Annotated in this window: 13 protein-coding genes and 1 other RNA gene; 9 read left to right on the top strand and 5 right to left on the bottom strand. The window is 52.3% G+C overall.

What is annotated here, in order from left to right; genetic code table 11:
• Window positions 1-158: 158 nt before the first annotated feature.
• Complete coding sequence (locus OMQ46_RS12165; protein ID WP_266237269.1) at window positions 159-3,557, bottom strand: EAL domain-containing protein; 3,399 nt, start codon at window positions 3,555-3,557, stop codon at window positions 159-161.
• A 286-nt stretch (window positions 3,558-3,843) separates the two neighbouring features.
• Here OMQ46_RS12165 and ffs point away from each other — a divergent pair.
• The 8 genes from ffs to infA all read left to right on the top strand — a co-directional run bounded on the left by ffs (window position 3,844) and on the right by infA (window position 9,638).
• Window positions 3,844-3,940, top strand: an RNA gene (gene ffs / locus OMQ46_RS12170) — signal recognition particle sRNA small type.
• Between the two features lie 37 nt (window positions 3,941-3,977).
• Window positions 3,978-5,795 carry a DNA polymerase III subunit gamma/tau gene (gene dnaX / locus OMQ46_RS12175; protein WP_266237270.1) on the top strand — a complete coding sequence of 606 codons (1,818 nt, stop codon included), beginning with the start codon at window positions 3,978-3,980 and terminating at the stop codon, window positions 5,793-5,795.
• A 14-nt stretch (window positions 5,796-5,809) separates the two neighbouring features.
• The gene (locus OMQ46_RS12180) at window positions 5,810-6,118 is read left to right on the top strand and encodes a YbaB/EbfC family nucleoid-associated protein (protein ID WP_266237273.1); all 309 of its coding nucleotides are present in this window, start codon (window positions 5,810-5,812) and stop codon (window positions 6,116-6,118) included.
• Between the two features lie 9 nt (window positions 6,119-6,127).
• Window positions 6,128-6,727, top strand: a complete 600-nt coding sequence (gene recR, locus OMQ46_RS12185; protein ID WP_266237274.1) for a recombination mediator RecR — start codon at window positions 6,128-6,130, stop codon at window positions 6,725-6,727.
• Window positions 6,728-6,756: 29 nt separating this feature from the next.
• Window positions 6,757-7,938: an EAL and HDOD domain-containing protein gene (locus OMQ46_RS12190; RefSeq protein ID WP_266237275.1), complete on the top strand. Its 1,182-nt coding sequence runs from the start codon at window positions 6,757-6,759 to the stop codon at window positions 7,936-7,938.
• 4 nt (window positions 7,939-7,942) lie between these two features.
• Window positions 7,943-8,665: a leucyl/phenylalanyl-tRNA--protein transferase gene (gene aat / locus OMQ46_RS12195; protein ID WP_266237276.1), complete on the top strand. Its 723-nt coding sequence runs from the start codon at window positions 7,943-7,945 to the stop codon at window positions 8,663-8,665.
• Window positions 8,662-9,366: an arginyltransferase gene (locus tag OMQ46_RS12200; RefSeq protein ID WP_266237277.1), complete on the top strand. Its 705-nt coding sequence runs from the start codon at window positions 8,662-8,664 to the stop codon at window positions 9,364-9,366. Before aat ends, OMQ46_RS12200 begins: the two co-directional genes overlap by 4 nt.
• 53 nt (window positions 9,367-9,419) lie before the next feature.
• Window positions 9,420-9,638: a translation initiation factor IF-1 gene (gene infA / locus OMQ46_RS12205; protein ID WP_009726411.1), complete on the top strand. Its 219-nt coding sequence runs from the start codon at window positions 9,420-9,422 to the stop codon at window positions 9,636-9,638.
• Window positions 9,639-9,711: 73 nt separating this feature from the next.
• Here infA and OMQ46_RS12210 read toward each other — a convergent pair whose 3' ends face one another.
• Window positions 9,712-10,215 carry a disulfide bond formation protein B gene (locus tag OMQ46_RS12210; RefSeq protein WP_266237281.1) on the bottom strand — a complete coding sequence of 168 codons (504 nt, stop codon included), beginning with the start codon at window positions 10,213-10,215 and terminating at the stop codon, window positions 9,712-9,714.
• 71 nt (window positions 10,216-10,286) lie between these two features.
• Here OMQ46_RS12210 and OMQ46_RS12215 point away from each other — a divergent pair, with 71 nt between their 5' ends.
• Window positions 10,287-10,802 (top strand): zinc ribbon-containing protein, encoded by a 516-nt coding sequence (locus tag OMQ46_RS12215; protein ID WP_266237282.1) that lies wholly within the window; start codon window positions 10,287-10,289, stop codon window positions 10,800-10,802.
• An 8-nt stretch (window positions 10,803-10,810) separates the two neighbouring features.
• Here the strand turns inward: OMQ46_RS12215 and OMQ46_RS12220 are convergent, their stop codons facing one another.
• The 3 genes from OMQ46_RS12220 to OMQ46_RS12230 all read right to left on the bottom strand — a co-directional run bounded on the left by OMQ46_RS12220 (window position 10,811) and on the right by OMQ46_RS12230 (window position 13,464).
• Window positions 10,811-11,992 carry a cupin domain-containing protein gene (locus OMQ46_RS12220; protein WP_266237283.1) on the bottom strand — a complete coding sequence of 394 codons (1,182 nt, stop codon included), beginning with the start codon at window positions 11,990-11,992 and terminating at the stop codon, window positions 10,811-10,813.
• Between the two features lie 105 nt (window positions 11,993-12,097).
• Window positions 12,098-12,538 (bottom strand): NfeD family protein, encoded by a 441-nt coding sequence (locus tag OMQ46_RS12225; RefSeq protein ID WP_266237284.1) that lies wholly within the window; start codon window positions 12,536-12,538, stop codon window positions 12,098-12,100.
• A 2-nt stretch (window positions 12,539-12,540) separates the two neighbouring features.
• Window positions 12,541-13,464, bottom strand: coding sequence for an SPFH domain-containing protein (locus tag OMQ46_RS12230; protein WP_266237286.1), 924 nt, complete (start codon window positions 13,462-13,464; stop codon window positions 12,541-12,543).
• Window positions 13,465-13,479: the final 15 nt, after the last annotated feature.

The raw sequence follows: 13,479 nt of genomic DNA on the forward strand, positions 1-13,479 counted from the left end.
GTCGTGACGACAAACAACCTGACATGCAGGTCTTGAGGGCAAGGGGAATGCCCGGGAGAGTGGTCGCTAGGGTGGACTCAATGACATGACGGCCTGCATCCCGCAAAAGCGGGCTAGTCTAAACAATCAGCCGGACTGAGTCAAAACAATCAACAGATTCAATCACTTGCCTCACCCTGATTGCCAGGCAGGTGACTTTCAGCAATCTGTGGGTTATCGCGGACAAACTGTTCAAACTCGTCAACCGGCATGGGACGGGCAAAATAATAACCCTGCAGCCAGTGACAACCAATCTGCTGCAATATATCGCGCTGGTTTTCGGTTTCTACCCCTTCGGCAATGACCTGAATGCCCAGCCTTCTTGCCATCTCAGTGATGGCTTCGATGATCGCGCGGTCATTGTCATCTGACTCCAGATCCCGGATGAAAGAGCGATCGATTTTGAGGTAATCCACATCCAGCTCTTTCAGGTACGAGAGGGAGGAATAGCCGGTGCCAAAATCATCCACCGCAATCTGGACATCGGCTTGACGCAGTTTTTTCAGCAAATGCCTGGCTTCAGCCTGCCGCTGCATTAAGACACTTTCGGTGATTTCCAGGGTGATCTGGCTGGCATCAATGCCCTGCGCTTTGATAAAGGCCAGCCAGTCCAGGCGGCCGCGTTGATTTCCAAAATTATGTGCTGACCGGTTGACCGACACATAGACATCACCCAGACCTCGGACCTGCCAGGCTTTAATCTGACGGCAAACCTGGCTGAAAACATAATCGTCAATCTTTTCGATCATGCCCATGCGCTCGGCCTGGGGCAAAAAATCAGCCGGTGGTATCAACCCGCGCTCAGGATGTTGCCATCGCACCAGGGCTTCCGCGCTGATGACGCTGTCTTGGGTGCTGGCCGGAATCAAGGGCTGATAATACACTTCGAGTTGCCCTTTCTCGATTGCCGCTTCCAGTTCATTGAGAATAAAAGTTCTGGAGCGCCAGCTTGATTCCAGCTCCGAGGTGTAAAACTTGAAAGCACTGCCGCCCATATCTTTGGCTGCATACATCGACCGGTCTGCATTTTGTATCAGCATGCCAGTCTCCAGTGCATCATCGGGATAAAACGTGACGCCGATACTGGTGGTCACCCGTAACGTCTGTTCCTTGATGGTGAGTGGTTTTTCTATCTCGGTAATCAGCTTCCGGGCGATACTAACCGCATCACTCTTATTGTCAAAATCACTCAGAATAATCGTGAATTCATCGCCGCCAAGCCGCGCTACGGTGTCCACATCACGCACGCAATCCCGGATTCTGAGGGCCATCTGTCGCAACAGTTCATCACCAAATTCATGACCGAGCGTATCGTTGACATCCTTGAATCGATCCAGGTCCAGGAACATCAGGCACAACTTTTCATTGTCCCGATGAGCGCGGCGTATTGCCTGTTCCAGGCGGTCGGTAAACAAACGGCGGTTGGGCAACTCGGTCAATGTATCGTAGTTGGCATGACGCTCGATGGTGGCCTGTGCCTGTTTCACTTCAGAAATATCCGCGAATACAGCCACCATATTGGTCAAGTTGCGGTATTCATCATAAACCGCTGACATCGACAGATAGGCAGGGAAGGTCTGGCCACTTTTGTGCTGGCTTTTAACCTCGCCGCGCCAGATGCCCTCCGAGTACATAGCCTGCCAGAAAACCTCGGAGAACTGCTGATAGTCTTTCTCACTGAGGCCGGTCACCAGGAAGTCCGGGTACTGGCCGACGACTTCCTCTTCTGTATACCCGGTCATCTGGGTAAAGGCCGAGTTGACGGCAATCACCTGTTTCATCGCGTCGGTGATGATCATGGCCTCACTGGTGGAGTTGAAGGCAACATCGGACAGCAACAGTTTCTGCTCTGTCTGACGCATATTCTCCAAAACATCACGAATTCGCCGCTCTGATGCCTGTGCTCGCCGGGTGGCATCCGATAATTCTTCTGTGCGCTGATTAACCTCCGCAGCAACACGATAAGTGCGTCCGGTGATACTCAGAAATAACAGCGAAAACAAACCAGCCAGTAAGAAACCACCAATCAATGCCAGATTAGCCAGATTGGATTGATTACTATCCAGATAATGGGGGGTGGGATTGAAGATTAATTTCATCTCCCGGCCGGCCAGCTCAAAGGTCACATCATGTGCCATCGATAACGCCGTCTTTACCGTTTGGCGATAGTAATAATCCCCCGTCTCCACATCCAGCCATTGCAACGTGAAATCGCGATTCTCATCGTTCCGGAGTATGTCGTTGATAAAATCCTCTATGCGGATCACCATATTGACCAGCCCCGCGACCTCTCCCATACCCGGTGCAAGGGTCATCTTGCCATCTGATCGCTGATAGACCGCCCGGTAAATAATCAAGGCATCAACAGGCGATTTATCACGCAGGATTGTCAGCGGCCCCCGGGCCCGGGGAGCCCCTGTTTCAATCGCTTGCTGTATCGCTGCGTTGGAGACCGGTGAAGAAGTCGGGTCAAACCCCTGTGCCAGCGTATTGTCCCATTCCGGCTCCAGAAAGGTGATGGGGAAATAGACCTCTCGCGCTGCAGCCGGGCCCAGCACGCCACGTTCGTTGAATTCGGTGATGCTAAAGCCGGGTCCAAAATACGCCTGCTGTTCCTGCTCAAAAGCTGCACGTTCAGCATGGGTTATTTTCGGCAGCCACTCGATCACCTGGATATGCTGCTGTTCAAAGCTGTTACTCCAGCTGACAAACTCTTTGAACTCTTCGCGGGTCACCTCATCTGACGCAGCAAACAATTGCGCCACACTCTCCTGAATCAGTTCCTCTGAACGTAATGCCACCCTGAACAGGGTACCCACTTCCTGGGTGCGAATATTGAAGCGGTCATCCAGCCTGCGGTTTTCGAATTGTCTGATTTCATAGGTCAGAGCAACAATGATCAGCAAAGAAACGATGACCTGAATACTGATTAACCAGCGCCGGCTGCGCCAGATTTGGCGGGGTCGGCCGCAGAAACTCATCATTAACGGCAGCGCGATCAGAATACCCAGCGAATCTCCTGCCCACCAGCCGGCCCAGTTAGCCAGGAAGACCTCGACGCCATCACGGTGCATTGACAATGCGCTGACACTGATTGTGGCATTGATCAGACAGATCAGCGGCACCGCAGCGATAAAACGCAGAATTTCACGCTCATGACTCAGACTGAATTCAGCACTGACAAAACGTCTGATAACAACAGCACCGACAACCGCCTGCAGACTGGAAGCGACCGCAATGACCAGTGGCAAAAGATGTGCGGCCGGTGACAACACATTCTGAGTCTGGGTAAAAAACAGATTTAATAGATAGGCGCCCAGAAAAATTCCCGGTAACACCTGATGAAAGCGATAAGTCAGACAAGCCGCAAGCGCAATACCAGCCGGGAAAAAGATCACTGCAGTAAACGTATTGATCGCAGAAATCTGCAGACTGAGCCAGCCGCTTGCCAGGTAGACAAGGAAAACAACCAGGTTGACGGCTGTGGCAATGAATAACCGGCGCTTCAGAAACAACACGCTCTTCTCCACATGAAATGTTTTCCTTTCCTTTCGCTGTGCAACACTGCGCGATGGAGATTGATACAAACTAAGCCCACTATGGCTATCGGCGCCGATTAAGGCATCATCAATTTTTTTAACGATTCGCTTGATTCATAGTGCGCAAATCAATTCCCTTTAGCGCATCCTCTTACTCATCATAACCCTAAGTGCTTGTTTATGCTGCCCTGCTCACTGCAATTACAATCCGGTGATGGAAAAACTGACTTTTAACGCATAGAATAGTCGCTTCTATGGTGGCCTGCATCGGTCTCCTCGCGACGATATGTTGGTCAACCCGTCAGGCCCGGAAGGGAGCAGCGGAGCCTTCGGACTCGGGCGCCGAGATTCGGCTGGTGTGGGTCACCACCCTTATTGGACAAGGTCAACGTATAGCTGATGAGTTATCTGGTTCTGGCCCGCAAGTGGCGTCCTAAAACCTTTGCGGAAGTCGTCGGGCAACAGCATGTTCTGCGCGCCCTGATCAACGGCCTCGATCAGAACCGTCTGCATCACGCTTTTCTATTTTCCGGTACCCGCGGCGTCGGTAAAACGACCCTGGCCCGTATTCTCGCCAAATCGCTGAACTGTGAACAGGGCATCAGCTCAACTCCCTGTGGAGAGTGTCAAAGCTGTACCGAAGTGGACAACGGTCGCTTTGTTGATTTAATCGAAGTTGATGCGGCTTCACGCACTAAAGTCGATGACACCCGGGAACTGTTGGATAACGTGCAATATGCACCTAGCCGTGGTCGTTACAAGGTTTATCTCATCGACGAAGTGCACATGCTCTCCACCAGCAGTTTCAACGCCCTGCTGAAAACCCTAGAAGAGCCGCCTCCGCACGTAAAATTCCTGTTTGCTACCACCGATCCGCAGAAATTGCCGGTGACCATCCTGTCGCGCTGTCTTCAGTTTAATCTGCGGCGGCTGGATTTAACCCAAATCAGTGAGCATCTCGCCTTTATCCTGCAACAGGAACAGATTCAGTTTGAACCGGAAGCACTGACTCAGCTTGCCCGCGCAGCCGATGGTAGTATGCGTGATGCCCTGAGCCTGCTGGATCAAGCTATCGCTTTCGGCGCCGGTGAAGTCAGCAGCGATACCGTTTTCCAGATGCTCGGCAGCATCAGTCAGGATCAACTCAGCGATCTGCTTCAGGCGCTATCTCAACAGGATGGCAAGGCTTTGCTTGCTCAATCTGCCGAACTGGCCGCACTGGGTCGGGATTTTGCCGTGGTAATGGACTCATTGCTGGGCGCATTGCAGCAAATCGCCACGCTGCAACTCGTGCCCGACATGGACTTGCCCGAATCCCTGTCACCACGGCTGACAGAACTGGCCAGAGACTTCGATCCGGAAACCATACAACTGCTCTATCAGATCGCACTGAATGGCAAACGCGATCTGTCATGGGCCGCCGACCCGCAGAGCGGCTTTGATATGACGCTGCTCAGAATGCTGAGCTTCCAGCCGCAGACCACTTCAGCCCCGGATACTGGAGACCAGCCGCTAAAAAAGTCGCCCTCGCCCCGTAAACCGGCCGTGAGTTCACCGCCGGTTGCAACACCGGTGCCTCCCGAGCCCCAACCCACTTCCGCCAGGCAAGCCCTGAAACAGGCTTTATCCGGTCAGGACGATGAGACCCCGGCAGTTCAACCACAACGTCCCCAATCGCCCCCTCAAGCAGATCCGGCACCAGTGCAGGAGGCCACACCCCGGGCCACGGTGTCATCGACTGCACCGGAACCCACCCCGGCAGCAGTGAAAGAACCTCTCAGCCAGCCTGAACCGGTCACGGCGGACACACTGATTTCTGTGGACTTGTCGCCGGCGAACTGGACCCAAATCATCGCCGAATTAAAGCTCTCCGCACTCACCCGCCAGCTTGCAGAAAACAGTGCCTTGATCCGAACAGAACATCAGGCCGTGCACCTGTCATTGTCATCGGAACTGGGTCATCTGGCGACAGACAAATCCAAGCAACGCCTGCAAGCGGCCCTGTCAAAAAGACTGGGGCAGGAACTCAAAGTGGTGTTTGCTGATCCAACAAAACATGTTGAAGCTGGCCCGACGCTTGCCGTGGAGCGTGCCGAACAGGCAGCGGAAAAACAACAACGGGCGATTGATGCGATTCACAACGACCCTGCTGTGGAAATCATCAAAAATACTTTTAATGCCCGTATAATTGAGCAATCAATCAAACCTGTCGATTAACAAGAGGAATTGCCATGAAAGGTGGATTAGGCAACCTGATGAAACAGGCCCAGCAAATGCAGGCCAATATGGAAAAAGCCCAGCAGGAACTGGCCCAGATGGAAGTCGTCGGCCAGGCCGGCGGTGGCATGGTCAAAGTGACCATGACCGGTAAACATGACGTCAAACGTATCGAGATTGAAGACACACTCTACGAAGATGACAAAGAGATGCTGGAAGATTTGATCGCAGCAGCGGTCAATGATGCCAACCGCCAGGTGGAGAAAACCACTCAGGAACGGATGTCAGGCATGATGCCACCCGGCATGAAAATGCCATTTTAAGTCTGACCTATGGCGACACTCGGCCCCAGCATTGATGAACTGATACAGGCCCTGCGCTGCTTACCCGGTGTGGGGCCAAAATCTGCTCAGCGTATGACTTTTAACCTGCTTGAGCGTAACCGTGACGGCGCTGAAAGGCTCAGCAAAGCGCTGCAGGAAGCACTCGGTAATGTGCGTCATTGCCAACGCTGCCGTATTCTTTGCGAGAGTGAGCTCTGTGTCCGCTGTCGTGATGAGCGCCGTCAACAGGATACAATCTGCGTTGTCGAAATGCCCAGCGATGTACTGGCAATCGAGCAGGCAACCCACTACCAGGGACAATATTTCGTGTTATCCGGTCATTTGTCTCCATTGGATGGCATCGGCCCTGAAGCTCTGGGTATCCCGAGGCTGGTAGCGTGGTTGGATGAGGGACAGATTGGCGAGCTGATTCTGGCCACCAACCCCACCGTGGAAGGTGAAGCTACTGCCCATTATATCAGTGAATTGGCTCGTGCCCGCCAGATCAAAGTGACCCGACTGGCGCACGGTATTCCTCTGGGAGGAGAGCTTGAGTTTATTGACAGTGGTACACTGTCTCATGCGTTCTCAGGTCGCGAATCGATTTGAGGTTACCTGTTTAAAGAGAGCATCCGCCCATGGCCCAACAAGCTGCGCCTTTTGAGTTGCTTAAAGCTTATCCCGGCGTCATTCACCGCCAGCCCCTGTTTATTCCCAACCAGCTGGATGTCGACAGTTACCACCTCTCATTTCTTGGCCTGGATGGCGGCAGACTCGATGATGACGCGCCCGTCCCCGGCTTTATTGAGCAACTTCCCGGCATCCTGCAAAGCATCAGCCACCGGCAAAAAGCGCTGCTCACCATCCCCGAATCCTGGCAAAGTGCCCTGCTGGCATTACCCAACATCGGTATGTCTCTGACGCTGGATATCAATGGCGCTGATTTACCCCAGTTCAGTAACACTGCCTTTAGTTTCGCCGGTCACGCTGATAGCAACAGCGAACGCCGAACTCAAACACTGCTGATCGACATGGATCAATTCCAGCCACACACTCTCTCCGAGTTTTTGCCACAGTGGCGCCAGCGCCACCGTGTTCTGTGCGCCATGAATGTCAACGCGGGCGATCAATACCAGTTCTGCCGAAGTCATGATGTCGATTTACTGCAAGGTTTTTTCTACACGCTGCCGCAAGCCAGTGAAAAAAAGGTGATCGGCCCCTCTCAGCAAACCCTGATGGAACTACTGGTCAAATTACAGGAGCCGGATGTTGAGCCTGATGATCTGGCAGCCACCATTAACCAGGATGTGAGCCTCAGCTACAAACTGCTCCGTCTCATCAATTCAGCCTTTTTTGGATTGCCGCGTGAAGTTGGCAGCACCAAACAGGCGGTGACGATGCTGGGTATCAATAAAGTCAAAACCTGGGCGAGCCTGTTGTGTCTGTCCAGCATGGATGACAAACCCAACGAATTGCGCAGTGTGGCAATGATAAGAGCCCGGATGTGTGAACTGCTGGCCAAATATTACAAAGGTCAGTCGGATACTTTTTTTGCGGCTGGCCTTTTCTCTACACTGGATGCACTCATGGATCGTCCAATGTCGCAGATTGTTGAACGATTGCCCTTGTCCGCCGAGCTCAAAACTGCGTTAATCGAGCGAAAAGGGCCTGCCGGTTTTGCGCTTCACGATACGCTCGCGTATGAGCGCGGTCACTGGCAGGTGCTGCAACATTCCCCGATTCCAAAAGAAGTGCTGGTCAGAACCTATCTTGATTCCATAAACTGGGCTAAAGAACTGAATTTACAACTACAAGATTGATGCTATGTCTATCACATGGTTAGCGGCCACAACACAAAGTCGCTTTCCGCCAGTCGAACAGGCGACGGAGCATGGTTTACTGGCTGCAGGTGGTGATCTATCTGCCGAAAGGCTGCTGGATGCCTATCGCCACGGTATCTTCCCCTGGTTCAATAAAAATGACCCCATTCTCTGGTGGTGCCCCGATCCACGTATGGTGCTGTACACCAACCGTGTTCACATCAGTAAAAGCCTGAAAAGACAGCTGCGAAAACAGGATATCACGGTCACACTGGACACGGCTTTCGAACAGGTCATGCACGCCTGCTCGGCCCCCAGAGCCAATCAACCCCTGGATCCGGATAACCGCACCTGGATTCACGAAGAAATGATCAAAGCCTATAGCGAACTGCACTCGCTGGGTTACGCCCACAGCGTCGAATGCTGGCAACAAAATCGACTGGTCGGTGGTCTCTATGGTGTGGCAATCGGTAAGGCTTTTTTCGGAGAATCGATGTTCAGTTTTGTGACTGACAGTTCCAAAATCGCCCTGGTCGCATTGTGTCAGCAACTAAAACGTTGGGACATGCCAGTCATTGATTGTCAGATTTACTCCGACCACCTGGCCCGGATGGGGGCTGAAGAAATACCAAGAGAAGTATTTCTGGGCCAGCTTCAGCAGCTTTGTTACCAGCCCGCTGTCAGTTCGCCCTGGCACATTGATCCGGATCTGCCGTTAAGCTTATGAGTCTCGACTTTTATCAGGATCAACCTCATGCCTGCTCCTATCTGGAAGGGAGACGGGCAAGAAATATCTATCCTGATCCCAACAAGCCTGCCAGTAAGGCGCTATACAGCCATCTGATTCAGCATGGTTTCCGTCGCAGTGGTGATCATATCTATCGCCCCTTCTGCCCGGACTGTGAAGCCTGCATCCCGGTCAGGATCGATCTGGGACAATTCAAACCCAACCGCAGTCAGCGTCGCTGTCTCAAGCAAAATCAGGATATTGAAATGCGGGTGCGGCCGGCGGAATTCAATCATGAACATTTTGAACTCTATCGCCGTTACCTGTCTGGACGGCACCCGGGTGGAGGAATGGATAACCCGAGTAGTGACAGCTATATCAACTTTCTGACCAGCAGTTGGTGCGATACGGCGTTTATCGAATTCAGGCTGGCTGAGAAACTGGTTGCCGTCGCAGTCACTGATTTCATCAATGATGGCGCATCTGCTTTCTATACCTTTTTCGATCCCGATATGCCCAAGCGGGGGCTCGGGACTTTCGCCATCCTGAAACAGATCGAGCTGACAAGAAACTATGGCCTGTCATGGCTTTATCTGGGGTACTGGATCGAAGAAAGCCCTAAAATGCGCTACAAAACGCGCTTTTCGGCGCTCGAAGCCTATCAGTCCAATTGGCGTAAATTAGATAAAAGCTTTGAATAATCAGTGATATTACGGCAAAATGAGCTTTTTAACCCTAAGGTTCATGAGAGTTTATGGCAAAAGAAGATCATATTGAATTTGAAGGCACGGTGATTGATACCATGCCCAACACGACTTTCCGTGTTGAACTGGAAAACGGGCACGTGGTCACAGCCCACATCTCCGGCAAAATGCGTAAAAACTACATCCGCATTCTTACCGGCGATAAAGTGACTGTTCAGCTTACCCCTTACGACCTGAGCAAAGGCCGCATCGTTTACCGCGCACGCTGATTGACAGCCATGCTCCGCATGGCATCAATGCCTCTCCCCCGCTGCAGAGCTATTTTAACTGAGTCGAACTGACTCAGATGAAATCGGGTTGTTTGTGCTTGCCAAACAGCTGACCCAGCCCGATCAGAATCATGACTACGAACGCCACCAGCGTCCAGCCGGGAATGCTCAGGCCCAGGAATGTCCACATCACATCAGCACATTCGCCTGAGCCTCTCAGCACCATATCAATCGCCTGGCTAAGCGGGAAGTTTTCCACGATGAAATTCAAGCCAGGACCACAGGTCGGCACCTGATCGGCAGGTAATTGCTGTAACCAGACATGGCGGCCAGCTATGGCAGCGCCAATACCGGCAAAAAGAACCACAAAAAAGCCGTACACGCGACGACCTGTATTCACGGGGTTGTGCATTGCGCCCAGCAGAAAAACAACGGCGACAGCCAATACCATGACCCGCTGCAAAATGCACAGCGGACAGGGATCAAGATGTTCAATAAACTGGAAATAGCCAGCCACCAGCAACATGCTCAGACAGGCTAGAAAACCCACCAGAAAAACCCCACGAAATGTGTTCAAAATGGCCCCCTTAGATGCATCAATTTGTGCTAAGTTATCTTAAAAAGCCTGACGTTTAAAGGAGTAATGCGATGGAACAGGACAATTTTGAGAAAAAACTGGTCGACGCTTACGACAAAATGATGGCACGGGTCCATGATTTGCTTGATGATGCAGAAGAACAGACCATGCCTACACTGCAACGTAACATCGACAAAGCGCGTCAGCGGGCTGTTGAACTCCGTGAACTGACCAGCGAAGAGGCGGATAAAGTGGCAGCGTACGTCAAGCGGGATCTGCATGAAGCTGCTGATTACATCAACAAGACCGGCAAGGAACTATCCAACTGGTTCAGTTTTGACCTGCGTCTGGTAGAAGAACGCATGCTGGAACTCTTCGCCCGGGCGGCCGATAAAACCCGGCTGGAATGGAACCGCCTCGCCAGCCAGGCACGTTGGTCGCAGGAATATCATACCGGCGAAATCGCCGCCGTCGGGACACTTGTCTGTGATGATTGTGGCTGTGAAATGCACTTCAAGAAAACCAGCCGGATTCCGCCTTGCCCGAGATGTCATAAAACCGTCTTCAAGCGGGCACGTAAAGTCTGAACTGGCGTCTAGGATTCAGCTTCATCCCAGTGCCAGGCGCCAATAGCCACCAGATCGCACAGGGCGGGAACAGCTGAAGGCAGTTCACGTAAAACTTTCAGCGTATCGACTGCAATAGGCTTGTCGCCACATAACACCGGCAGTGCCTCTGCTGCCTGCTTATCCACACTAATACTCTCGCCGGCAGCATAGACGCTGAAATCCGCCTCCGTCTCCAGCCAGGCAAGGCGAATATAGCGGTTACGTACCAGCCGATGTCCTCCCAGCAACTTTTCACCCAGTTCGGCTTCGCTCACCGGCTCACTGGTGCTCAGTTCGGCCAGCCATTGCAAACTGGGCTTGGTCTCTGTCATCAAACGCCCGACCGCATCACTGATCCAGTGATCTGATTGCTCGAACAGATTCATCAGGCTTTTCTTAAAACGACTTAGTGAGGCTGCATCAATTGACATGTCATCTTCCGCGACCTGGAGACCCGGGTCACGATAGCGCTGCATACCCAGCTCCTGTTCCGTCAGGGTTTGCATAAAAGCGTCCAGCAACTCCAGCTGGGTCGGTGCCCGGAAGCCCACTGAAAATGTCATACAGTCATTCTGTGCAACACCATGATGAGCAAAGTGAGGCGGTAAATAGAGCATATCGCCCGGCTTCAGATCCCAACTTTCATCCGCTTCAAACTGTTTGAGGATTTTCAATTCCAGACCATCGATAAATTCAGCTTCCTGCAAGGGAGCATGACTGATCTGCCAGCGTCGGACTCCCATGGCCTGCAGCAAAAATACATCATAACCATCGGTATGGGGTCCCACACTGCCACCCTCTGGTGCAAAGCTCACCATCAGGTCATCACGTCGCCACGCTGGGATAAAATTAAATCGGCGCATAACGCTGGCCAGTTCCGGCACATGTTTATCGACATCCTGTACCAGCAGTGTCCAGTGAGTTGCCGGCAACGCAGCAAAGTCGATGTCAGTGAACGGGCCATGGCGTAGTTCCCAGGGACCACTATCACCCTGCTCCAGCACCAGCCGTGATTCAATTTCTTCTTCACAAGCGAGCCCGGCCAGTTCCTCAACACTCAGGATAGGGTCAAAGCCTGGCCAGGCCTGGCGGATCAGCAGTGGCTTTTTCTGCCAATACTGGGTCAAAAACTGTTGCTGGGTCAGCTCACTGTTAAAAAAAGCGCTCATAAACGTCCTGCAATATCACTTAGCTATGGCTGCGAGCTGGCCATGATCGCGGTTTCCGCCCTGCCGCCGGCCACGGTGCAAGAGATCGATAACGGTAGACCCCATTCAGCGCTCCGGCTCCACATCAAATACCACATTATTCAGTGCGATAATTCTAACTTTGGTGCCTTTGGCGCAGTCTGGCCCCGACACTTTCCAGGTCGAGTCATCCAGCCGTATTTTACCTACGCCATCGGTAATCGGCGATGTCAGTGTTACCACTCTGCCAATATACTGTTCGCCGCGACGGTTCAGATTGGGCTCATCACTCAGAATCGGATTTTTCAGATAATAGTGTCGCCACAGTATGATGCTGAAAACCGAGAGTAATGCAAACACAAGCAACTGAATCTGCCAGGCCATTTCCGGCATGAGTAATAGCGCCAGACCGGTCAAAAAAGCAGCAATAGCCATCCACAGTGCAAAAAAGCTGGGGGCCAGAATTTCAATAATCACCAAAATTACGGCGAATATCCACCAGTACCAGAAATCAATTTGCCAGGACATGCTCAGGCTCCTTTCCTGGTAAAGGCCTCTTTGGCCAGTTCAGTAATACCTGCCACCGAACCAATCACATTGCTGGCTTCCAGTGGCATCATGATGACCTTGTGATTATCTGCTGATGCCATGTCTTTCAGCGCTTCCACGTATTTTTGAGCAACAAAATAATTGACCGCCTGGATATCGCCCTTGGCAATGGCCTCCGACACCATCATCGTCGCCTTGGCTTCAGCCTCAGCCAGCCTTTCCCGAGCTTCGGCATCACGGAATGCGGCTTCACGCCGACCTTCTGCTTCCAGCACCGCAGCCTGCTTTTCCCCTTCAGCACGAAGAATTTCTGCCTGTCTGTCGCCCTCGGCATCCAGGATATTGGCGCGTTTTTCACGCTCGGCTTTCATCTGCCGGCCCATGGCTTCCACCAGGTCGGCGGGCGGTTCGATATCCTTGATTTCGATGCGGGTGACTTTGACACCCCAGGGAGTCGTGGCGTCATCAACGACGCCCAGCAAGCGGGTATTAATTTCATCCCGTTTGGAAAGTAGCTCATCCAAATCCATCGAGCCCATCACAGTCCGGATATTGGTCATCGTCAGGTTTAGAATGGCATTGTCCAGACCACTGACTTCATAAGCAGCCTTGGGGGCGTCAATCACCTGAAAAAATACCACGCCATTAACCCGTACCATGGCGTTGTCTTTGGTAATGATTTCCTGCGAAGGCACGTCGAGCACCTGCTCCATCATGTTGATTTTATGACCGATAGTGTCGATAACCGGAACAATCAGGTTCAAGCCCGGACGCAAAGTGCGGGTATAACGACCGAAACGTTCTACAGTGTATTCCATACCCTGATGGACAGATTTGACCCCCATCAGAACAATCACCACTGCCAGGACTAAAAAGAAGACGACAAAACTCGAAAATCCATCCATCTGCGTGCTCTCCAG

This window comes from Methylophaga sp. OBS1 (assembly GCF_026319365.1).

What these genes read in the sequence shown, in the direction of transcription:
- dnaX (WP_266237270.1), top strand. Translation starts at nt 3,978, where the DNA reads ATGAGTTATCTGGTTCTGGCCCGCAAGTGGCGTCCTAAAACCTTTGCG.
- OMQ46_RS12180 (WP_266237273.1), top strand. Translation starts at nt 5,810, where the DNA reads ATGAAAGGTGGATTAGGCAACCTGATGAAACAGGCCCAGCAAATGCAG.
- recR (WP_266237274.1), top strand. Translation starts at nt 6,128, where the DNA reads ATGGCGACACTCGGCCCCAGCATTGATGAACTGATACAGGCCCTGCGC.
- OMQ46_RS12190 (WP_266237275.1), top strand. Translation starts at nt 6,757, where the DNA reads ATGGCCCAACAAGCTGCGCCTTTTGAGTTGCTTAAAGCTTATCCCGGC.
- aat (WP_266237276.1), top strand. Translation starts at nt 7,943, where the DNA reads ATGTCTATCACATGGTTAGCGGCCACAACACAAAGTCGCTTTCCGCCA.
- OMQ46_RS12200 (WP_266237277.1), top strand. Translation starts at nt 8,662, where the DNA reads ATGAGTCTCGACTTTTATCAGGATCAACCTCATGCCTGCTCCTATCTG.
- infA (WP_009726411.1), top strand. Translation starts at nt 9,420, where the DNA reads ATGGCAAAAGAAGATCATATTGAATTTGAAGGCACGGTGATTGATACC.
- OMQ46_RS12215 (WP_266237282.1), top strand. Translation starts at nt 10,287, where the DNA reads ATGGAACAGGACAATTTTGAGAAAAAACTGGTCGACGCTTACGACAAA.
- OMQ46_RS12220 (WP_266237283.1), bottom strand. Translation starts at nt 11,992, where the DNA reads ATGAGCGCTTTTTTTAACAGTGAGCTGACCCAGCAACAGTTTTTGACC.
- OMQ46_RS12225 (WP_266237284.1), bottom strand. Translation starts at nt 12,538, where the DNA reads ATGTCCTGGCAAATTGATTTCTGGTACTGGTGGATATTCGCCGTAATT.
- OMQ46_RS12230 (WP_266237286.1), bottom strand. Translation starts at nt 13,464, where the DNA reads ATGGATGGATTTTCGAGTTTTGTCGTCTTCTTTTTAGTCCTGGCAGTG.